The sequence below is a fragment of the Aeromicrobium sp. JP4 genome (genome assembly GCF_054957925.1).
On record NZ_CM143290.1, the window covers coordinates 309,038 to 328,853 of the forward strand.

The 19,816-nt window shown below is 66.0% G+C and carries 20 protein-coding genes; 11 read left to right on the plus strand and 9 right to left on the minus strand.

The window, feature by feature from the left end; translation table 11 throughout:
- Nucleotides 1-24 precede the first annotated feature (24 nt).
- Together ACY1JX_RS01530 and ACY1JX_RS01535 are read right to left on the minus strand one after the other, a co-directional pair.
- Nucleotides 25-324 carry a hypothetical protein gene (locus tag ACY1JX_RS01530; protein WP_222593354.1) on the minus strand — a complete coding sequence of 100 codons (300 nt, stop codon included), beginning with the start codon at nt 322-324 and terminating at the stop codon, nt 25-27.
- A gap of 336 nt (nt 325-660) precedes the next feature.
- Entirely contained in the window at nt 661-909 is a 249-nt protein-coding gene (locus tag ACY1JX_RS01535; protein ID WP_462564981.1) for an SHOCT domain-containing protein, read from the minus strand.
- Between the two features lie 153 nt (nt 910-1,062).
- Between ACY1JX_RS01535 and ACY1JX_RS01540 the strand changes: the two genes are divergently transcribed.
- The 6 genes from ACY1JX_RS01540 (at nt 1,063) to ACY1JX_RS01565 (ending at nt 8,760) form a co-directional block, all read left to right on the plus strand.
- Nucleotides 1,063-1,830, plus strand: a complete 768-nt coding sequence (locus ACY1JX_RS01540) for a response regulator (RefSeq protein WP_462564982.1) — start codon at nt 1,063-1,065, stop codon at nt 1,828-1,830.
- A gap of 110 nt (nt 1,831-1,940) precedes the next feature.
- The gene (locus tag ACY1JX_RS01545; protein WP_087625539.1) at nt 1,941-2,951 is read left to right on the plus strand and encodes an ATP-binding protein; all 1,011 of its coding nucleotides are present in this window, start codon (nt 1,941-1,943) and stop codon (nt 2,949-2,951) included.
- A gap of 260 nt (nt 2,952-3,211) precedes the next feature.
- Nucleotides 3,212-3,496, plus strand: coding sequence for a metal-sensitive transcriptional regulator (locus ACY1JX_RS01550; RefSeq protein WP_087625510.1), 285 nt, complete (start codon nt 3,212-3,214; stop codon nt 3,494-3,496).
- Nucleotides 3,497-3,522: 26 nt separating this feature from the next.
- Nucleotides 3,523-3,906, plus strand: coding sequence for a heavy-metal-associated domain-containing protein (locus tag ACY1JX_RS01555; protein ID WP_343286128.1), 384 nt, complete (start codon nt 3,523-3,525; stop codon nt 3,904-3,906).
- Nucleotides 3,907-3,958: 52 nt separating this feature from the next.
- Nucleotides 3,959-6,304 (plus strand): heavy metal translocating P-type ATPase, encoded by a 2,346-nt coding sequence (locus tag ACY1JX_RS01560; protein WP_286928642.1) that lies wholly within the window; start codon nt 3,959-3,961, stop codon nt 6,302-6,304.
- Nucleotides 6,301-8,760, plus strand: coding sequence for a heavy metal translocating P-type ATPase (locus tag ACY1JX_RS01565; protein ID WP_286928644.1), 2,460 nt, complete (start codon nt 6,301-6,303; stop codon nt 8,758-8,760). The genes ACY1JX_RS01560 and ACY1JX_RS01565 overlap by 4 nt, the downstream gene beginning before the upstream one ends.
- Before the next feature lie 13 nt (nt 8,761-8,773).
- Here the strand turns inward: ACY1JX_RS01565 and ACY1JX_RS01570 are convergent, their stop codons facing one another.
- Entirely contained in the window at nt 8,774-9,178 is a 405-nt protein-coding gene (locus ACY1JX_RS01570; protein ID WP_286928646.1) for a four-helix bundle copper-binding protein, read from the minus strand.
- Nucleotides 9,179-9,342: 164 nt separating this feature from the next.
- Between ACY1JX_RS01570 and ACY1JX_RS01575 the strand changes: the two genes are divergently transcribed.
- Together ACY1JX_RS01575 and ACY1JX_RS01580 are read left to right on the plus strand one after the other, a co-directional pair.
- Nucleotides 9,343-10,557: an MFS transporter gene (locus tag ACY1JX_RS01575; RefSeq protein ID WP_462564983.1), complete on the plus strand. Its 1,215-nt coding sequence runs from the start codon at nt 9,343-9,345 to the stop codon at nt 10,555-10,557.
- A 26-nt stretch (nt 10,558-10,583) separates the two neighbouring features.
- Complete coding sequence (locus tag ACY1JX_RS01580) at nt 10,584-10,946, plus strand: ArsR/SmtB family transcription factor (RefSeq protein ID WP_286928650.1); 363 nt, start codon at nt 10,584-10,586, stop codon at nt 10,944-10,946.
- A gap of 113 nt (nt 10,947-11,059) precedes the next feature.
- Here the strand turns inward: ACY1JX_RS01580 and ACY1JX_RS01585 are convergent, their stop codons facing one another.
- Entirely contained in the window at nt 11,060-11,902 is an 843-nt protein-coding gene (locus ACY1JX_RS01585; protein ID WP_462564984.1) for a F510_1955 family glycosylhydrolase, read from the minus strand.
- A gap of 369 nt (nt 11,903-12,271) precedes the next feature.
- On the opposite strand from ACY1JX_RS01585, the gene ACY1JX_RS01590 reads away from it, so the two are divergent.
- Nucleotides 12,272-12,517, plus strand: coding sequence for a DUF2933 domain-containing protein (locus tag ACY1JX_RS01590; protein ID WP_313600928.1), 246 nt, complete (start codon nt 12,272-12,274; stop codon nt 12,515-12,517).
- An 81-nt stretch (nt 12,518-12,598) separates the two neighbouring features.
- Here ACY1JX_RS01590 and ACY1JX_RS01595 read toward each other — a convergent pair whose 3' ends face one another.
- Both ACY1JX_RS01595 and ACY1JX_RS01600 read right to left on the minus strand, forming a co-directional pair.
- On the minus strand, nt 12,599-13,579 hold the full coding sequence (locus tag ACY1JX_RS01595) for a DUF3152 domain-containing protein (RefSeq protein ID WP_146825561.1): 981 nt from the start codon (nt 13,577-13,579) through the stop codon (nt 12,599-12,601).
- Nucleotides 13,580-13,605: 26 nt separating this feature from the next.
- A complete protein-coding gene (locus ACY1JX_RS01600; protein WP_087625517.1) occupies nt 13,606-14,211 on the minus strand; it encodes a DUF305 domain-containing protein in 606 nt (201 codons plus the stop codon).
- 203 nt (nt 14,212-14,414) lie between these two features.
- Between ACY1JX_RS01600 and resB the strand changes: the two genes are divergently transcribed.
- Both resB and ccsA read left to right on the plus strand, forming a co-directional pair.
- On the plus strand, nt 14,415-15,980 hold the full coding sequence (resB, locus tag ACY1JX_RS01605; RefSeq protein ID WP_462564985.1) for a cytochrome c biogenesis protein ResB: 1,566 nt from the start codon (nt 14,415-14,417) through the stop codon (nt 15,978-15,980).
- Nucleotides 15,981-16,018: 38 nt separating this feature from the next.
- Nucleotides 16,019-16,891 carry a cytochrome c biogenesis protein CcsA gene (gene ccsA, locus ACY1JX_RS01610; RefSeq protein ID WP_462564986.1) on the plus strand — a complete coding sequence of 291 codons (873 nt, stop codon included), beginning with the start codon at nt 16,019-16,021 and terminating at the stop codon, nt 16,889-16,891.
- Nucleotides 16,892-16,925: 34 nt separating this feature from the next.
- On the opposite strand, the gene lnt is transcribed toward ccsA, so the two are convergent.
- From lnt to ACY1JX_RS01625, 3 genes are all read right to left on the minus strand, one after another.
- Nucleotides 16,926-18,425, minus strand: coding sequence for an apolipoprotein N-acyltransferase (gene lnt, locus ACY1JX_RS01615; protein WP_462564987.1), 1,500 nt, complete (start codon nt 18,423-18,425; stop codon nt 16,926-16,928).
- Between the two features lie 114 nt (nt 18,426-18,539).
- Nucleotides 18,540-19,193 carry a CueP family metal-binding protein gene (locus tag ACY1JX_RS01620; RefSeq protein WP_462564988.1) on the minus strand — a complete coding sequence of 218 codons (654 nt, stop codon included), beginning with the start codon at nt 19,191-19,193 and terminating at the stop codon, nt 18,540-18,542.
- Nucleotides 19,193-19,807: a TlpA family protein disulfide reductase gene (locus tag ACY1JX_RS01625; protein ID WP_087625522.1), complete on the minus strand. Its 615-nt coding sequence runs from the start codon at nt 19,805-19,807 to the stop codon at nt 19,193-19,195. The genes ACY1JX_RS01620 and ACY1JX_RS01625 overlap by 1 nt, the downstream gene beginning before the upstream one ends.
- Nucleotides 19,808-19,816: the final 9 nt, after the last annotated feature.

Here is a 19,816-nt window from a genome sequence, read left to right on the forward strand (position 1 = left end):
CAGCCGGCGTCATGGCGCGGGTCGTCAGCCGTGGTGACCCTCGTGCTCGTCCGGATCAACGGTCCGCACGGGAACCCGTTCCTGGTCGCCGTTGCTGATGGCGGGACCGATGACGAAGGCCGAGAGGGAGAACATCAGCGCGAACACACCCAACGCGAGGGCGGGCGCCTTCCACGAGTCGAATCGTCGATGAAGACGTCGCAGTAGCGGTATGGAGAAGACCAGTCCGACGACGGCGAACAGCACGTTGCCGGTCGCGCCGGTCACCAGTACTGCTCCGCCGAGAAGGCCGACGTGGTGCAGCAGGTGGGGGAGCAGGCCCATGATGGCGCCGACAAGCGCGGTCAGTGCGTCCCATGCAGTCCCGAAGACGCCCACGTGCTTGTCAGATTCAGGACGAGCGAGTTCCGCCAAGTTGAGCTCACGATCCGGGACGTGGTGTGCGGGCATCGTCAGCCGCCCGTCCGGTGGGACAGCGTGGTCATCATGCCGGTCTCGGCGTGGTGAATGTCGTGGCATGGTGGGTCGTCCCCTGGCTCGGGTTGTGGCTTCGAAGTTCACTTCCAAGGCCCGCCATCGGGCACGATGACCACGATCGGACCTGGGTCCTCATGGCACGCCGTCGATCTCGTTGCGGCGACAAGACGGTGGTTGGTTCTCCTACCGCTGTGAGGTGCGCAGCACGGTGCTGCGGGCGTGGTACTCGTCCTCGTTGATCTCGCCGCGGGCGAACCGCTCGTTAAGGATCTGCATCGGGTCCCTGCGATCAGAAGGGGATGCATCAGTGCTCTGAGTGCCGCGGAAGATCGCGATCACTGCAACGACCACCAACGCCCAGAACGCGACCATGGCCAGGGTCATGAGGATCCAACCGACCCATCCCGTGCCGTCGTGATACCAACCCATCATCGTGCTCAGCTCCTCCGTCGGGCCTCGTACTTTCAATGATCGACCCGGCACCAGGGCGACATAGTGGTCTTCGTGTGAAGGTTCGCTGAAGGATGGGCCGCCCGCGGTGCTGATCTGGGCTGGTAGGGCAGATGGACTGCCATCATGTCGGGTATGGGCGAGGACGTGATCAACGGAACGGCCGGCTCACCGGCGGGAGGTGCCGCGGGTGTTCGTCCCCCGACGGGCCTGCGGGCGATGGTCGTCGAGGACGAGACGCACCTTGCGGGGGTCATCGGCAGCTACCTCGAACGCGAAGGCCTGGAGGTGGCTGTGGTCCACGACGGTATGGAGGCATTGGAAGTCGCTCGAACCGTCGATCCGGATGTGGTGGTGCTGGACTTGGGTCTGCCGAGTCTGGACGGTGTGGAGGTCTGTCGGCAATTGCGCACATTCTCCGATGCCTATGTGGTGATGCTGACAGCGCGCAGTGAGGAGGTCGACACCTTGATCGGACTCTCGGTGGGGGCGGACGATTACATGACCAAACCCTTCAGCCCTCGGATCTTGATGGCCCGGATCCAGGCACTGTTGCGCCGACCTCGGAAGCCGGATGGGGCAGACGACCACGTGGAAGGGGCCCGGACCTTCGGTGCGTTGGTCGTCGATCCACTGGGGCGAGACGTCTGGCTCGAGGGGGAACCGGTGTCGTTGACGCGCACCGAGTTCGAGCTCCTGACCGCTCTCTCCGACCACCCGCAGATGGCATTCAGCCGCCGGCAACTCATCGACACCGTCTGGGGTCCCACCTGGGTCGGCGACGAACACCTGGTCGACGTCCACGTCGGACACTTGCGGCGCAAACTCAACGACGACGCCAGTCAGGCCCGATTCATCCGGACCGTCCGTGGAGTCGGCTACCGGATGGGCACCGGCCAGTGACCGACCGCCGAGCTCGCGTGGACACGACCCGTGTCCGCTCTCGGTTCGCCGCTCGGCTCTTGGTGGCCCAAGCCCTGGTGCTCGTGGCCGGGGCCCTGACCACGTGGCTCGTGGCTTCCGTCGTGGGCCCCGGCATCTTCAGCGACCACCTGCAACAGGCCGGTGACGAACACACCGCCGAGCAGATCCGCCATGTGGAAGAGGCCTTCGCCTCCGCGCTGGTTCTGTCCATCTCTCTCGCGCTGATCGCCTCGGTGCTCGCAGCGCTGGCCGTCTCCTGGTACTTCAGCCGCCGGGTTCAGCGTTCGATCAGCGACGTCGCGGCGGCGGCGGCACAGGTCGCTGCCGGCCGGTACGGCGCCCGGGTGCCCGACCCGGGACTGGGTGAGGAGTTCGCCTCGCTCGCACTGACCTACAACCGCCTCGCCGAGAAACTCGAAGCGACGGAGTCGACCCGCCGCAGCATGCTGGCCGACCTGGCCCACGAGATGCGCACCCCCTTGGCCACGATCGACGCCCATCTCGAGGCCGTCGAGGACGGCATCCGGTACCTCGATGACGACACCTTGGGCGTCATCCGAGGCTCGACAGGCCGACTGCGGCGCTTGGCCGAGGACATGACCGCCGTCTCGCGAGCGGAGGAAGGGCTCGACGTCACGCTGCGACCCGTGCCTGCAGCGGATGCTGCTGCGGCGGCCATCGAGGCCGCACGTGACCGGTTCGCAACCAAGGGGGTTCACCTGCTCAGCGAACTCGCCGACGCCGGCCAGGTCTGCCTTGACTCCGACAGATTCGGACAGGTGCTCGGCAACCTGCTCGACAACGCTCTGCGCCACACTCCGACGGGCGGGACCGTGACCCTGGACTGTCGCCGCATCGATGACTGGGTGCAGTACCGCGTCAGCGACACGGGCCAGGGGGTGGCGGCAGAGCACCTGCCGCACTTGTTCGACCGGTTCTACCGCGCCGACAGCGCCCGCGACCGCGGCCACGGTGGCTCTGGCATCGGTCTGGCGATCGCCAAGGCGCTCGTGGAGGCACAAGGCGGTGGCATCTCGGTGATCAGTTCCGGGCCCGAGAGCGGCACGACGTTCACGTTGCGCTTTCCCTGCCTCAAGTAACTCGTCCGCGCGGACTGAACGGTCCGGATCTTCAGCGAAACATCACAGAACCTCGCGGTCTTTCACCTACTGCCCTGGTCATCATGGCCGTGTTCAACACCGACTCGGTGAACGACATCAGCGTCTGACAGGGCAGGAAGCGGCGAACATGAAGGTTCGACGAAGTTCTCTTCGCGGCCGTGCTTTTCATTACCCGGTGGGGGTATGGTCAGTAGCGAAGACCGATACCCCCGAGGGGTATCCTCCGAAGGAGTTTCGCGATGGCCGTTGAACCGGGATACATCACCGAGAAGCAGGCTGTCCTCGCCAGGCTGCGTCGCGTTGAGGGTCAGGTGCGCGGCCTGCAGCGGCTGGTGGACGAGGAGCAGTACTGCATCGACATCCTCACCCAGTTGTCGGCGGCCACGAAGGCTCTCGAAGGCGTCGCGCTGCTACTGCTGGACCAGCATCTCGAGCACTGCCTGACGCACCCCACCGACCCTGCCGAGGCCCAGCAGAAGCTCAACGAGGCCTCCGCAGCGATCCGGCGACTCGTCCGCTCATGATCGATCCATCAAACGAAGGAGCACCCATGTCCGTGTCAGACGACAGCCGCAATCTACAACTGCTCGACTCCTCCGTCGGCGACGGCGGAGGGTGCGGCTGCGGGGGATGCGGCTGCGGATCCAACACCCAGTCCGACAGTTCGACCGACACCACCACTGAGGCGATCACCATCGCCGCGCCGAAGGAGAGCGACATGACCACCAACACCTACGCCGTCACCGGAATGACCTGCGGCCACTGCGCCAGCGCCGTCACCGGCGAACTCAAGAGCCTCGACGGAGTCACCGACGTCACCGTCGACCTCGTCGCCGGCGGTACCTCGACAGTCACCGTCGCGAGCGCCGAGCCACTCGACCAGACCCAGGTCGCCGCCGCCCTCGACGAGGCCGGCGACTACCAACTCGCCTGAGCACCGAAACCCTCACGCGCATCCCGATTCAATCCAGGCAGGAGACACAGTCATGGCACAACCAACCCCTACGGTCGACGCGCTGCACGACGTCGAGCTCGCCATCGGCGGGATGACCTGTGCCTCCTGCGCCGCGCGGATCGAAAAGAAGCTGAACAAGGTCGAGGGTGTGTCGGCCACGGTCAACTACGCCACCGAAAAGGCCAAGGTCAGTTATCCGACGACGCTCACCCCTGCCGATCTTGTCAGCGTGGTGGAGGCCACCGGGTACACCGCGACCGTGCCCACTCAGGCGGCCAGCGGTGACGACCCTTCGACCGACGCGCAGACGGACCACCGGGATCTGGAGGCCGCGAGCTGGCGACAGCGCCTGATCGTCTCAACCGTGCTCTCCGTCCCGGTCCTGGCGATGTCGATGATTCCGGCGTTGCAGTTCGACAACTGGCAGTGGATCTCACTGACGCTGGCCTCACCCGTGGTCGTCTGGGGGGCGGCCCCGTTCCACCGTGCCGCGGTGACCAACGCGCGCCACGGCGCGGCGACCATGGACACCCTCATTTCCGTCGGAGTCACCGCCGCGTGGCTCTGGTCGTTGTGGGCGCTGCTGTTCACCCACGCCGGGATGACTGGCATGCGGATGCCGTTCGACCTCTTCCCGGATGGTGAAGCTGACGTCCACATCTACCTGGAGGTCGCGGCGGCGGTGACCACCTTCATCATTGCGGGCCGGTACTTCGAGGCTCGAGCCAAGCGCCAGTCTGGAGCGGCTTTACGCGCCCTGCTCGACATGGGCGCCAAGGACGTTGCCGTCCTGCGCGGCGGCACGGAGGTGCGCGTGCCGGTGGGCCAACTTGAGGTCGGCGACCGGTTCCTGGTGCGCCCGGGCGAGAAGGTCGCCACCGATGGCGTCGTCGAGGACGGTACATCGGCAATCGACGCGTCCATGCTCACGGGCGAGTCGGTCCCCGTCGAGGTCGGGCCCGGTGATGTCGTCGTGGGCGCCACGGTGAACGCCGGCGGACGTCTGGTGGTCCGGGCCGCCCGCGTCGGAGCCGACACCCAACTCGCCCAGATGGCACGGCTGGTCGAGGACGCCCAGAACGGCAAGGCGCAGGTCCAGCGACTCGCCGACCGTGTCTCGGCCGTATTCGTGCCCATCGTGCTCGTGCTCTCCTTGGTCACGCTCACCGCTTGGCTGCTGACTGGTCACAGCGTCACCGCCGCATTCACCGCCGCGGTGGCGGTGCTGATCATCGCCTGCCCCTGCGCCCTCGGTCTCGCGACCCCCACCGCACTGCTCGTCGGGACCGGCCGCGGTGCCCAACTCGGCGTGCTCATCAAGGGCCCGGAGGTGCTCGAGTCCACTCGGGTGGTCGACACGATCGTCCTGGACAAGACCGGCACCGTGACCACCGGAAGGATGGAACTGGTCGATGTGGTCCCCGCCGATGGTGTGAACAGTGCCGATCTGCTCCGGCTGGTCGGTGCCCTCGAGAACGCCTCGGAACACCCCATCGGTCAGGCCATTGCCACCGGGGCCAGCCAACGACTCGAGTCGCAGCTGCCCGATGTCGAGGGATTCTCCTCGACCCAAGGCCTCGGCGTCGCCGGGGTGGTCGACGGCCACGCGGTCGTGGCCGGCCGCCCCGGCTGGCTGGCCCGAGAGTGGAACCAACCCCTCGACGCGAGCCTGGCGGGAGTGGTCGAGGCCGCGGAACAGCAAGGCCGGACCGTGATCGCCGCTGGCTGGGACGGAGCGGCCCGCGGGGTCGTCGTGGTCTCCGACGCGATCAAGCCCACGAGTGCGCAGGCCGTGGCCGAGCTCAAGGAGCTGGGACTCGAGCCGATTCTGCTCACCGGTGACAACGAACGCGCTGCCCGTGCCGTCGCCGCCGAGGTGGGCATCGAGCAGGTGATCGCCGAGGTCCTCCCCGCTGAGAAGGTCGCCACTGTCGAGCGTTTGCAGCGCGAGGGCCGCACGGTCGCCATGGTGGGAGACGGCGTCAACGACGCCGCGGCACTGGCCACCTCCAACCTGGGCATCGCCATGGGCACCGGCACCGACGCCGCCATCGAGGCTTCCGACCTCACTCTCGTTCGCGGCGACCTGCGCGCCGCCGTGGACGCGATCCGGCTCTCTCGGCGCACGCTGCGGACCATCAAGAGCAACCTGTTCTGGGCTTTCGCCTACAACGTTGCGGCGCTGCCCCTGGCCGCGCTCGGTCTGCTCAACCCGCTGATCGCCGGCGCTGCCATGGCGTTCTCCTCGGTGTTCGTCGTGTCGAACAGTTTGCGACTGCGGCGCTTCCAGCCCGTCTCGACGCAGACAGCCGAGACGTCGCACGCTCGCCTTGACTCAAGCAAGACCAACCTTTCCCATGTGGAGGCAGTACGATGACGACGCACCAGCACACGAGCGGCCACCGCGACCATCACGCGCAGCGTGACGGGGGTACCACCGCCATCATCGAGGTCTCTGGGGTCCAGTGGGCGTCCAGCAAGAACGTAGCCGAAGCGATGCTGTCGCGCCGGCCCGGGGTGCTCTCCGTCGATGCCAACCCGGTCGCCCAGACGGCCACCGTCACCTATGACCCGAAGCGCACCAGCGTGAGCGATCTGCGGGACTGGGTGCGCGAATGCGGATTCCACTGCGCGGGACAGTCGGTTCCCAATCATGTGTGCGATCCGATGCTCGAGCCTGGCCGTGACGAGCACGCCGAGCACCACCACGAGCTCCAGCACGACGGTCACGACGCGGGCAGCAGCCACGCAGGCGCGGCTTCGCCGATCTCGTCACCGCATGATGCGATGGGCCACGGCGGTCACGGGACGATGTCGATGGCTGACATGGTTCGCGACATGCGCAACCGATTCCTGGTCGCCCTGCTGCTCGCGGTACCCATCACGCTGTATTCGCCGATGGGGCGGGACATGCTCGGCTTCGACGCGGCCGCTCCGTTCGGGATGCGCGATGACATCTTCGCCTTGATCCTGTCCCTGCCGGTGATCTTCTACTCGGCCTGGATCTTCTTCGACGGCGCCTGGCGGGCGCTCCGGGCCAAGACGCTGGACATGATGGTGCTGGTGGCCGTGGCCGTCGGAGCCGGCTGGCTGTACTCCCTCGGAGTCACCGTCACTGGGGGCGGTGAGGTCTTCTACGAGGCCGTTGTCATGCTCACCGTGTTCGTGTTGCTCGGCCACTGGTTCGAGATGCGGGCACGAGGCGGCGCCAACGACGCGATCCGTACGTTGCTTGATCTGGCTCCGCCGTTGGCGGTCGTTCTCCGCGAAGGCGAACCGGTCGAAGTTCCCACCTCCGAGGTCGAGGTCGATGACCTTCTCCTGATCCGGCCGGGGGCGAAGATCGCCACTGACGGCACCGTCGAAGAGGGCGAGTCGGAGGTCGACGAGTCCATGGTCACCGGCGAGAGCCTCCCGGTGCACAAGGGGCCCGGCGATCGGGTCATCGGCGCCACCATCAACGCCAGCGGCACCATCCGGGTGCGCGCCACCAAGGTGGGCGCTGACACCGCTCTGGCACAGATCGTCGCGCTGGTGCAACAGGCGCAGAACTCCAAAGCGCCGGGACAGCGACTCGCGGACAGGGCCGCATTCTGGCTCGTTCTGGTCGCACTGGTCGGTGGAGTCGGCACCTTCCTGGTTTGGCTCGCTGCCGGCGCAAGCGTGCAGACTGCGCTGCTGTTCGCCATCACCGTGGTCGTGATCACCTGCCCCGACGCCCTTGGACTCGCCACGCCGACAGCAATCATGGTCGGCTCCGGCCTCGGCGCGAAACGCGGGATTCTGTTCAAGAACGCCACCGCCATCGAGAGCTCCGCGCGCGTCGACACCGTCGTCTTCGACAAGACCGGCACCCTCACCAAGGGGGAGCCCGAGGTCACGGACGTCATTGTCGGCGACTTCGATCGCGATCGGGTCCTGGCGCTCGCGGGCGCACTCGAACGAGAGTCCGAACATCCTCTCGCTCAGGCCGTCGTGCGCCACGTCGATGCAACCGATGTGCCGCGCTTGCGCGCCACCGCGTTCCGCAACGTCACGGGCATCGGCGCCCTCGCCGAGGTCGACGGCCACCAGATCGCCATCGGCAACCGTCGCCTCATGGAATCCGAAGCGATCACCATCGGTGACCTGGGTGCGCAGCGCGACGAGATCGCCGCCGGCGGTCGCACGGCGGTGTTCGTTGCCGTCGATGATCGGGTCGTCGCGGTGATCGGGATCGCCGACGCGGTCCGCGAGACGTCCGCCGCCGCGATCTCCGCACTTCACGAGGCGGGCATCAGGGTCGCCATGCTCACCGGCGACAACCGTGCGACCGCCGAGCGGATCGCCGAGGAGTTGGGAATCGACGACGTCATCGCGGATGTCCTGCCCGAGGACAAGGCACACCAGGTCAAGCAACTGCAGGCGCAGGGGCGCACCGTGGCGATGGTCGGTGACGGAGTCAACGACTCACCTTCTCTCGTGCAGGCAGACGTCGGCATCGCGGTTGGCGCGGGTACCGACGTCGCGATCGACGCCGCAGACGTCGTTCTCATGAGGTCGGACCCCCTGGACGTCCCCGTGGCGCTGACGATCGGCCGAGGCACGCTGCGCAAGATGCGTCAGAATCTTGGTTGGGCGGTGGGATACAACGCGATCGCGCTACCCATCGCGGCTGGTGTCTTCCAGCCGTCCTTCGGCCTGGTCCTCAGGCCCGAGGTCGCCGCCTTGTCGATGTCCGGCTCCAGCTTGTTGGTGGCAGTCAACGCACTGCTGCTCAAGCGACTCCGGCTGCCCGGGCAGCAGCCCGACAACGATCCCACCCAGAACTCCGAGATGCAGCGGGCGTCCTGAGGGAGCTCGTGCCTCAGCCCAGACTGGCGAGGAGGTCGCGACAGGCCTCCTCGCACCGGCGGCAAGCCTCGGCGCAGATGCGGCAGTGTGCGTGCATGCTGGCGTGACTCTCACACTCGTCGCCGCAAGCCTTGCACGCGACGGCACAGGCTTCCAAGAACGCTCGGGTCACATCGGCGTCGTATGCGGTGCGCCTCGAAAGCACCTTGCCTGTGGCCGTGCAGATGTCGGAGCAGTCCAGATTGGTGCGGATGCATGTGGTCAATTCGGCGACCATGTCCTCGGCCAGGCACGCGTCAGCACAAGCCGTGCACGCTTGGGCGCATTCGAAGCAGGCTGCGATGCACTCGGCCAACTTCTGCTTGTCGATCTGACCCAGATCCTTCGGGTAGGCATCCAGCATCTTCGTGTGAACCATGGTTCCTCCTCCTCGAAATGATGGCGGCGGGTGACCTGCGTCTGACGACCGGTGGGAACCGCCCTTTCATGATCAGTACCCGTCCGACTGTTGGATCATTCGCTTGACCGAGATCCTCCCGCGGAATGTTTACACGTGCAGATGTGCGCACGTAACGTTGTCGAGTGATCTTGGTCGAGCGTTCCGTCCTGCGGCATCGTGCCTACCGGCACCTGTTCAGTGCGCAGGTGGTGGCGCTGCTTGGCACGGGCCTCCTGACCGTTGCGTTGAGTTTGCTGGCGTTCGATGTTGCGCCGCGATCGGCGGGAACGGTCGTGGCTACTGCGTCGACGATCAAGATGGTCGCCTACGTGCTGCTTTCCCCGCTTCTGACCGCGGCAACTGCGAGTCTGCCGCCGCGTCGGGTGATGGTCGCGGCGGATCTGGTGCGCGGCGGGGTCGCAGTGGGCTTGCCATGGGTGAGTGAGGTCTGGCAGATCTACGTGCTGATCTTCGTGCTGCAGACCGCGTCGGCGACGTTCACTCCGACGTTCCAAGCGGTGATTCCCGCGGTCCTGCCCGACGAGCGCGACTACACGCGGGCGTTGTCGCTGTCGCGACTGGCGTATGACTTGGAATCGCTCGTCAGCCCCATGATCGCGGCGGCGCTCCTGACCGTGGTGTCTTTCCATGTCCTGTTTGCCGGGACGGCCGTCGGGTTCGGTGTCTCTGCGGTCATGGTCATCACGGCTGGGCTTTCGGTCCGGCCTCACAAGGCGGAAGTGTCGTTCTGGCGACGCGCGACAGATGGCATGCGCCTGTTCGTCACGCGCGGGCCGCTGCGCTTCTTGATGGCGTTGAACCTGGTGGTCGCGGCCGCCTCCTCGCTCGTCCTGGTCAACACCGTCGTCGTCGTTCGCGAAACACTCGGCTTGAGCTCGACCTCACTGGCGGTCGCGCTCGGTTGTTACGGCGCCGGATCCATGGTCGTGGCGTTGGCGGCACCGCGACTCCTCGACACGATCAGCGACCGGACGCTGATGCTCGCAGGTGGCGTCACCGTGCCCGCGGCTTTGGTGCTGGCTGTTCTCGTGACGGGAGGCGACCATGGTTGGGCGCCCCTGCTGGTGATCTGGGCTGTCATTGGCGCTGCGACGTCGGCGATCCTGACGCCATCGGGAAGAGTCATCAACCGGAGTGTCACCGAGGGCGAACGGGCCGGTGCTTTCGCCGCGAGCTACTCGTTGTCCCACGCCTGTTTCCTGTTCGCCTACCCAGTCGCTGGATGGACGGGAGATCAATTCGGAGTCCCGACCACCGCCGCGGTCATGACCGCGATCTCAGTCCTGGGACTGGCGGCCGCCGTGGCATCGTCGCGCCGACCGGTACTCACTCGGTAGCAAGAGGTGGCAGGATCGGCAGCACCATGAGCGATCCGATCCCGACGCCGCGTCGTTCGAGCCTGGACCATCCGCAGCGCCCCGACCTCGAGCGCCTGCGTGAGGCTGCTGACGTGTTCGCGTTGATCGGAGAGCCCACGCGCTTGGAGCTCCTGTGGTTGCTCACGGAGGGACCTGCCACAGCCGGCGAACTGGCCGACGCGGTCGAAGCCTCGCGCACGGCGGTCAGCCAGCACCTGGCGAAGCTCCGCCTCGCCGGTCTCGTCGACGCCCAGCGCGACGGTCGCCATCAGGTCTACCGGATCCTCAGCGGACACGTCGCACGATTGGTGCGGGAAGGTCTCAACCAGGCGGACCATCTCGTCTCGGGCGAAGAACCACACCTCTGAGTCGCCCTGACCGCCGTGGAACAGGCGTGAGCGGGACGCGTCGAGGACCAGGGGAGGTCGTTCGGGGAGCACACTCGTGGAGCGATGTGCGGCTTTCGCCGGACAGACCATGACTAGGTGAGGCGACTCCACGTGGCACCCGAGGTCGTCGATTCGAAGACGGCACCACCCGCGGCTGCGTACCAGCGATCCGGCGTCACTTCGAGTGCCTCCGGGGAGTCCGGGAGCGCACCTCCCGCTCTCCAGCTCTCACCGCCGTCGCGACTCACATGAACACGTCCAGTGGCTGCAATGCCCACGACGAGACCGTCCTGGCCCCCATCGATGTACGCCAAGGACGGTGCGACGACGGTCCGCGCGCGAGCTCCATCGCTCGCGGGATAACGAATCAATCCGCCGGACGGGGTCGTCACGAAGAGGTCGGTCGAGTCGAGATCGGTGGCGACGTCAATCACCGGACGTTCATCGATCGTGATCCAGTTCGTACGGTCGCTCGTGAGAAGCAGCTGTCCGGAAACGCTGTTGTAGCCCGCCAGCCGAGAGTCAGTGCCATCGAGTGCGTGGAAGTCTGCCTTTCCCGCTAGGGACACCTGCCGCCACGTCTTCCCCGCGTCGATGGACTCCATCAGACCGAGATGCGTGGGCAGGTCGCTTGCCAGGTCCGGGTGACCACTCGCGACGAAATGCCCGGGACCGATCACCGAGAATCCCATGAGATCGTGCCAAGCTTCCCCGACCCGCCGCGGTGGCGACCCTTCCTCCACGGTGAACAGGCCCAGATGAGATGCCACGAAGAGAGTCCCGTCGGCGGGGTCGATTCCCATGCCGTGAACGTGCCCCATGGCATCGCCCGACGTTGACTCGATCTTTGGTGCTGCCGTGCCGCAGGCCGCGAGCGAGGACACGATTACGGCGGATACAACAACTGCCGCACAGGCGCGGCGGGTGTTACTCACGTGACAGCCCTTCTGTCGAGGACGGTAACGGTGAACTCTCCGGCGTGGCCGGCTCGTGGCGTCATACAGGTCATCTCCGGCTAGCTTGCTTGAAATCCCTATAGAGCCAACACGAAACATGTGTCGGAATGTTCACCGCGCAATGAAGCTTCCCTGAAGATTTCAGCGTGACCGGCTCGGCCTTTCACTCCCGGGCAATGGGACGTCGTACAACGAACGTGGCGCCGTGGCCGCACTTGTGCGTGTTGTCGAGCAAGGACCCAGCAGCACCCGGCTGATTCACGAAGCGGGATCTTCAGCGAACCTTCACGGAATCAGCGCCCCAGTCGGGAGTCGGGGAGCGGATGCTGGGGTGGTTCGTCCCAGGGAGTGGAGTTCGACGTGAACCGGTTCAATGGCAAGTTGGTGTGGTTCGTCGCCGTAAGTGCGGCCGTGCTGGTCGGTGCGTTCGCCATGGGTGCGCCACCGTCGGGATTCGTGCTCATCCTCCTGCTCGCTTGCCCGTTGATGATGCTTCTTTTCATGCCTGAAACGCATGGCGAGGCTGACGAGGACGACGACTCGCGGCCCGTCGAGAAGGACCTTCAGCGGTGCGGGCCCCGCAGCGGACACTGAGGCCACGTGGAGTGTCGTTTCTGACCGCTTAAGGCCATCAATCTCACCCGGGCGCACAACGCGAGCGTCCAAAAGGGTGCCTCAGGGTCGATCGACCCCGCCCGGCCACGCATTGGCTCGACACCCATCGAGGGTTTTGGTCTGTTGGAGCATGACCGGAGCTGGCGCGCCGTTGCCTGGGCAAGCGGCGTGGGGGAGCCCGAGCGCATGGCCGAACTCGTGGTTGATCAGGTACCGACGATATGCACCGATGTCCTTCCCGTAAGACGGGGCGCCATTCACCCAGCGCCAGGCGTTGATCACGACCCGATCCCCATTGCGGCACGAGAGGCGGCCGGCGGTGTCAAGGGGAGCGCACAGGTCATCCGCCGTCTGTGGCGACGCGAGAATGATCCTCACTGAGGCATCGTTCGCCACGCGAGTGAATTCGTGGCCAGGGGACGCCCACCCCCGGGGATCGCTGAGGGTGGCGTCCACGGCTCGCGCGAAGCCCGCTGGCGCGAACGAAAGGCCCTCCTCGACTTCGACTTGGTAGGTCATGGTCGTGGGCGTGGATTTCCGCGGGGCAGAAGGGGTAGGTGCGATCTGGAACCTGCCTGACGCTGCCTCTGGGACACTGACCGGTTTGTCCGTGTCCGTGGATCGCCGCGCGGGTGGCCGGGCGGAACGGCTGCCCCGGCTTTCGACGTGGTCCTTCGGCGGCGACGGTCTGGCACGTGGCAACTCTGACCGAGCATCCGAACCGTTGGAAGCTGGGTCATCGGGGAGTTGCTTCTGTCCGTTGCCGACATAAGGGACGAGGAAAGCAGTTGCAACCACGGCTGCGGCCGACGCGGGTAGTCCTATCCACGCGGTCCTGGGTCTTCGCGCGCGCTGGGGCTGACGGCGCCGGTGTCCTCGCGGAGCCACCGGGCTGGCGGCTCCACTGCGACTCCTTCTTCGGGAACCTGTCACGACCTCGCTCGATCTGGAAGGGCGGCGTGCCGCCGGGCTGGGGGGGGAAGTGACCCAGCGGCACGCCAGTCGGCTGCAGCATCCATTCCGACGGCAGGTCGGAATCATGGTGGAGATGCTGCGAAAACGCTGCGTCAGGACCCGAGGAGACTGTTCATCAGGTCGATTTCAGCCTGCTGGTCGCTGATCACCTTCTGTGCCATCGCGATCGCGTCGGCATTCTCGCCGTCCTGGACTTCCGTCTCGGCCATGGCGACCGCACCCTCGTGGTGCTCGATCATCATCTGCAGGAACATGCGGTCGAACTCAGCGCCAGATGCATCCTCGAGGGACTTCATGTCCTCCTCGTCCATCATCCCGGCCATGCCGCCTTCGTCACTGGACCCGTGGTTCATGTCCCCGTGGTCCATCTCCCCGGACGGCACGTCTTCACCCCAGCTCTCGAGCCAGCCCTCAAGGGTCTCGATCTCGGGACCCTGCGCGGCTTCGATGTCGGCAGCCAAGGACTTGACTTCGTCGCTGCCGGCACGTGTCTCGGCGACCTTGGCCATCTCGATCGCCTGCTCGTGGTGAGGGATCATCTGTTGGGCGAACGTGACATCCGCGTCATTGAACGGGGCGCTCTGGCTGGAGGAGGAGCCCGTGTCGCTCGACTTTCCGCCATCGGAATCGTCGCTGCATGCGGCCAGGGTGAGACCGATCGTCGCGAACAGCGTGAGAGCCGCCAGCTTCCTCTTCATCAGGTTTTCTCCATCTCTGGTCGTCTTCAGTACGCCAGCGAGTCTGCCTCCCGAATGTGAAGAGCGACCACGCTCAGTCCTCAAGGTTCCATGAAGACTCCGGGACTGCGCCGGGTCCGAGGCTCCCGGTTGGTCGACCGGGGCGGTCGTACACACGTTGAAGGCGAGAGTTCAACTACTAGGAAGCATAGTAGACTCCAGCCATGGTCGACGAGGCGCTCAAGGAGAGAGATCAGTCGAAGTCGCCGACGCCAACCCGGACTGTCTACGGGTGGGGCTGGGGCCGCTGGGCGTGGCGAACGCTGACGTCGATGCGGACCGCCGTGATCCTACTGGCGCTGCTCGCGCTGGCGGCGATCCCCGGGTCGTTCCTGCCACAACGGAACGTGGCGACCGATCCCGCGGCCGTCCCCCTCTTCTACCGAGACCATCCCACCATGGCGCCATGGCTCGACCGACTCTTCTTGTTCGACGTCTACGCGTCTCCGTGGTTCGCGGCGGTGTACCTGCTGCTGCTCGTGTCCATGACCGGCTGTGTCCTCCCTCGATGCGCGAAGCTCTGGCAGGAGTGTCGCGCGGAGCCGACACGTGCTCCGACCCGCTTGTCGCGGATGGATGGTCATCGCGAGCTGTCCGTGCAGTCAGACCGTGGCTCGGTGCTGCGACGCGCTACTGAGATTCTTTCGCGGCGCGGTTACCGGGTCGTGCAGGCGCCTGGGGAAGTCCGGGCGGAGAAGGGCTACGTCCGCGAGGTCGGGAACCTCATGTTCCACCTCTCGCTGTTGCTGTTGTTGGTGGGCATGGCCAGTGGCAAGCTCCTCGGGTTCGAAGGTCGAGCCGCGCTGGCCGATGGCGAAACCTTCACCAACGTCGAGTCGTCCTACGACGAGTTCTCCCGGTCGGCCCTCACCCGCGTCGATGAGCTGACTCCGTTCTCGGTCACCTTGGACGGCTTGGACGCCGAGTTCGCCCTCAGCGGTTCGCGTGCGGGGGAGCCTCGCAAGTTCGACGCCACCGTGACCTACCTGCAGGCCGACGGAACAGAGAAGTCCGCCAGCATCAAACCCAATCAGCCCCTCGACATCGAGGGAACCAAGTTGTTCCTCACGGGGCACGGCTACGCGCCGCGCGTCACGGTCCGCGACGGTACCGGTGAGGTCGTGTTCGCCGGTCCGGTGATTTTCCTGCCGATCGAGAACAACTTCACGAGCGACGGAGTCGTCAAGGCGCCGAACGCCCAGCCGACACAGCTCGGGTTCGAGGGTCTCTTCTTGCCGACGGCTCCCACCAATGAGGGCGACCGCTCGCAGTTCCCCGGTTTGATTGCCCCGCGGTTGGACCTGACTGCCTACACCGGTGATCTCGGGATGGACCGGGGTGCTCCTCAGTCGGTGTACGCCATCGAGCTCGACGGCATGGAGGAAGTGGCCCAGAAGCAGATGCGGGTGGGCGACTCGTTGGAGCTGCCCGACGGAGCCGGCAGCATCACCTTCGATGGCGTGTCACGGTTTGCCAACTTCCAGATCGCCTATGACCCGGGCAAGGAGATCTCGCTGGTCGCGGCGATCTTCCTGATGGTCGGCCTCACGACGTCGCTGGTCGTGCGTCGCAGGCGGGTGTGGGTTCGTGCCGTTGACTCCGGGTCGACGGTCACGGTGGAGATCGCCGGCCAGTCGCTGACCCGCAGGGATCTTCCCCCCGCTGATCTGGTCCGCCTTGAACGAGAACTACTCAGCCTCAACAAATCCTTGGAAAGGACCCCGTCATGACCTGGGCTCGGCTGTCGGACGATCTTGTCGTCGCCACCATGATGATCCTCGCGTTGGCGTTCTGCCTCTATGCGGTGAGCATGGCTCAACGCACCACACGGCAGCGAGGCGTCGCGAAAGAACCAGTGACCACACCAGCCGCCGCGTCCTCAGCGGCGGGCGGCGCACTCGAGCACGAGCCCGAGGTGGGCCCGCCGTGGAGCGAGCGGACCGCGCGGATCGCGTCGGTCATGGTCGTGATGGGCCTCGTGCTCAATGCGGCCGCGGTCCTGGCACGCGGAATCGCGGCCGAGCGAGCGCCGTGGGGAAACATGTACGAGTTCGCGATCGTGGGTTCGACCGCGATTCTCGGAGCCTATGTCGCGGGCCTGTCCCGGTATCCGCTCCACAGGCTGGGGATCTGGGTGATCGGACTGGTACTCGTGACTCTCGGAAGCGCGGTCACGGTCCTGTACACACCCGTCGATGCGCTGATCCCCGTTCTCGATTCGTACTGGTTGGCGATCCACGTCGGGGCCGCGATCGTCTCGGGCGGAGCGTTCACCGTCGCAGCGGTGACCTCGGCCGTGCAGCTGGTCCGGCCCGGGCGTCACCCCGAACGTGACGAGATGCTGGAGCGGGTTTCCTACGGGTTGATCGTGTTCGCCTTCCCCGTCTGGACGTTCGCGGTCATCGCCGGCGCGGTGTGGGCCGAAGCAGCCTGGGGACGCTACTGGGGCTGGGATCCGAAGGAGACCTGGGCCTTCATCACCTGGGTGTTCTACGCCGCGTACCTCCACGCCCAGTCGACCGCCGGCTGGCGGGGCAAACGCGCCGCTTGGTTCAGCATCGCGGGGTACATCGCGTTCCTGTTCAACTTCATCGGCGTCAACATGTGGGTCGGGGGACTCCACTCCTACGCAGGAGTCTGAGACCCGCGACGCACGGAGCCCGGCGCGCTGCTCCTCACGCGGGATCGCTGGCGCGTCGGGCTCGTCTCGACGCTGCGTATCGCCATGCTGCGAGAAGCAGGGCGACCATGGCGCCACCGACGATCACCAGCGTGCGTTGTTGCTCGAAGCGCACCGCCGGAGTGAGACCAGCACGAAGCTGCACCGTCTCGATCAACACCTCGGTGCCTCGGGACTGGTTCCGTGCGCGGACCGAGCCGTCCGCTGAGATGAACCCCGAGACACCGTTGGTCGATGCCACCACGACGTCCCTGCCCAGTTCGACGGCTCGAGCGCGAGTGATCTCGAACTGTTGTGCCGGTTGAGCGGTGCCGGTGAACGTGGCGTTGCTGGTCTGCACCACGGCCACGCGAGCGCCGCGTCTCACTTGGGCGGGCAGCACGTCGTCGTACGCCACGTCGAAGCAGATGGCGTCGGCGACCGGCACGCCGTTGACCTGCAACGGCACCTGTCCGCTCCCGGGCAGCATGTCGCGAGGGATCTCCTCGAAGCGCGAGAACCGGTCACCGATGATCGGTCGCCAAGGGATGTACTCGCCGAACGGCACCGGGTGAGCTTTGGTGTAGGAGTCGACGGGAATGCCATCGGAGGACCACAGGACTCCCCGGTTGAACGCCTGCTCAGGACGGGGACCGTCGACGATCGCGCCGACGAGCACTGGCGCGTCGACAGCCACTGCCGCATCACCGATCGCCTCACTCAGGGCGGGATCCCCGGCCGGGTCAAGGGCAGTGGCGTTCTCTGGCCACACCACCAGGTCCACCGATCGCCCTTGCGCCGTCAGTGACGTCGCCAGCCGCTGGGTGGCCGCGAGATGATTGCGGGTGACGGCCCGGTGGTGTGCGACCAGGTCGGTGCCGTCGCCCGGCACCCCGCCCTGAACCACCGCGACTCGAGCGGATCCAACGCTGGGGACGCGGAAGGGCAGCGTGGCCGCGACCAGGCCGATGGTCATCGGAATCACGAGCCACAGGACCATGACGCGCCGGGGGAGCAGGACGAGGTGGGCCACCCCGAACCCGGTCGTCGCGACCAGCAGACTGGTGCCGGCGATACCGAGGTGAGCAAGGGCGGGCTCCCACGGCGAATCGAGGGCGGTGACTCCCAGTCGCCCCCAAGGCATCCCGCCCAGAGGCCAGCTGCTTCGTATCGTCTCCGCGCTGACCCAGATCAGCCCGCCCCACAGCGGCGCCGCAGGCACGTCGCGGACCACCCGGATGCCCAGGCTGGCGATCGCAAGGAAGAGAGCTTGTGCCGTACCGAGTGCCAGCCACGCGGCCGTGCCAATGGATTCGTCCAACCACCAGAGCAGCGGAAGCATGTACGCGAGTCCGAAGCACAGGCCCAGTACTGGCGCACGGCTCCGAGACTCGCGTTGAATTCCCCACCACAGGAGTGCCATCGCGACAGGAGCCGCCACGCGGAATCCGAGTGGCTCGAAGGACGATGCCGCTAGGAGCCCCCCGAGGCTCATGGCGATGACTGAAGACCCCATGCGTGGGACCAGGCTCGTGGGCGCGGCCGAGAAGTCAGGCAAGAGTCGGCGAAGCGGGCCCCTCGAGGTGGTCTCGAAAACGATCACCCGGACCACCCCAGGCGGCACATCGAGTCAGACGAGTTTGAGCGTTGTCACGCACGTGGGTGCGTCCGGCTTCGTGGTGAAGTCAACGGTCCCTGTCTTGTCGCCCAGGCGAATCGACATGGTCCCCTCGATGTCGGCCGGCAGCCAGAATCCGACGAACCCGTTCGAGTACGTTTCGACGTCCTCGTCCACGATCACCGTGTCGTTGGTCTTGTCCACAATCTTCACGCGCACCTCGGTGTCACCCAACTCGCCCTTGCACGTGGTCAGCGAGTGGAAGAAGCACTCGTGCGTTTGCGAAATGAAGGGTGCTGCGGACAGGTAGAAGCGGTCACGGTCCAACGGGACGCTGCCTTCACTGCCGCCAGCGCTGAGGATCAGCTCGTTCGCTCTCACCGAGGCCATCAGGTCAGTCGGTCGCTGGTCCACCGGGAGGCGATCCAACTCGTTGATCACCTCATCTGCAGATTTTCCGGCGAGCCCATACGGCTCCAGGATCTGTTGCGTGTCAGCGGAGTCGCCCTTCGCATCTTCGTTCCCGCCACGTTCTGGTGACGAGCTGCCGCAAGCGGACAAGACGAGGATCCCGAGAATCGCGATACAGAACAGTCTCTTCATCGGTGTGCGTTTCCTCTTCTTCATCTGGAACTGGTGGGTCGTGACCTGTCGGTTCTGCGCCATTACCGGACGTCGTCCGTCTCCTGAAGTACTGGTTCGAGCAGGCTACGCAGAGTCGCCGCGGTGGCCGGACCAATGACTCGGGCGGCAACTCTGCCCCGGCGATCCACCACGAGTGTCGTGGGGACCGCTGAAGTCGTCAGGGCTCCACCGAACGACAGTGTCGCGGTCGATGAGTCCTGAGCGATCACGCTGTCGTACGGGATCTCGTAATCGCGTTCGAAGGCACGTGCCGCCGCCTCGTTGTCCCGAACGTTGATGCCCATGAATGTCACCGCATCGCCGTACTGATGGGCGACCTCGACGAGGTCAGGTGCCTCGGTCGCGCAAGGGACGCACCATGAACCCCACACGTTGTAGACGGTCACCTCGCCGCGCAAGCTGTCCGTGTCGATGGTCTTCCCGCTGAGCAAGCGGGCTTTGAACGGCCGCGACTGGACGCGATCCGCCGATTCGTACTCCTCGATGATTGATCCTCCGTCGGCTCGGGCGGCCGATGTTGGTGTGGACGCGTTGCTGGACCACCACCACGCGAGAATGCCGAGCGTCGCCAGGACGGCAAGTGCTGCGAGAGTCCTCTTCCTGGTGCGGTGGGGGGTTCGAGATGGAGTAGTCACGGGTCAGGA

What these genes read in the sequence shown, in the direction of transcription:
- ACY1JX_RS01530 (WP_222593354.1), bottom strand. Translation starts at nt 324, where the DNA reads ATGGGCCTGCTCCCCCACCTGCTGCACCACGTCGGCCTTCTCGGCGGA.
- ACY1JX_RS01535 (WP_462564981.1), bottom strand. Translation starts at nt 909, where the DNA reads ATGATGGGTTGGTATCACGACGGCACGGGATGGGTCGGTTGGATCCTC.
- ACY1JX_RS01540 (WP_462564982.1), top strand. Translation starts at nt 1,063, where the DNA reads ATGGGCGAGGACGTGATCAACGGAACGGCCGGCTCACCGGCGGGAGGT.
- ACY1JX_RS01550 (WP_087625510.1), top strand. Translation starts at nt 3,212, where the DNA reads ATGGCCGTTGAACCGGGATACATCACCGAGAAGCAGGCTGTCCTCGCC.
- ACY1JX_RS01555 (WP_343286128.1), top strand. Translation starts at nt 3,523, where the DNA reads ATGTCCGTGTCAGACGACAGCCGCAATCTACAACTGCTCGACTCCTCC.
- ACY1JX_RS01560 (WP_286928642.1), top strand. Translation starts at nt 3,959, where the DNA reads ATGGCACAACCAACCCCTACGGTCGACGCGCTGCACGACGTCGAGCTC.
- ACY1JX_RS01565 (WP_286928644.1), top strand. Translation starts at nt 6,301, where the DNA reads ATGACGACGCACCAGCACACGAGCGGCCACCGCGACCATCACGCGCAG.
- ACY1JX_RS01570 (WP_286928646.1), bottom strand. Translation starts at nt 9,178, where the DNA reads ATGGTTCACACGAAGATGCTGGATGCCTACCCGAAGGATCTGGGTCAG.
- ACY1JX_RS01580 (WP_286928650.1), top strand. Translation starts at nt 10,584, where the DNA reads ATGAGCGATCCGATCCCGACGCCGCGTCGTTCGAGCCTGGACCATCCG.
- ACY1JX_RS01595 (WP_146825561.1), bottom strand. Translation starts at nt 13,579, where the DNA reads ATGATTCCGACCTGCCGTCGGAATGGATGCTGCAGCCGACTGGCGTGC.
- ACY1JX_RS01600 (WP_087625517.1), bottom strand. Translation starts at nt 14,211, where the DNA reads ATGAAGAGGAAGCTGGCGGCTCTCACGCTGTTCGCGACGATCGGTCTC.
- resB (WP_462564985.1), top strand. Translation starts at nt 14,415, where the DNA reads ATGGTCGACGAGGCGCTCAAGGAGAGAGATCAGTCGAAGTCGCCGACG.
- ccsA (WP_462564986.1), top strand. Translation starts at nt 16,019, where the DNA reads ATGATGATCCTCGCGTTGGCGTTCTGCCTCTATGCGGTGAGCATGGCT.
- lnt (WP_462564987.1), bottom strand. Translation starts at nt 18,425, where the DNA reads ATGGGGTCTTCAGTCATCGCCATGAGCCTCGGGGGGCTCCTAGCGGCA.
- ACY1JX_RS01620 (WP_462564988.1), bottom strand. Translation starts at nt 19,193, where the DNA reads ATGGCGCAGAACCGACAGGTCACGACCCACCAGTTCCAGATGAAGAAG.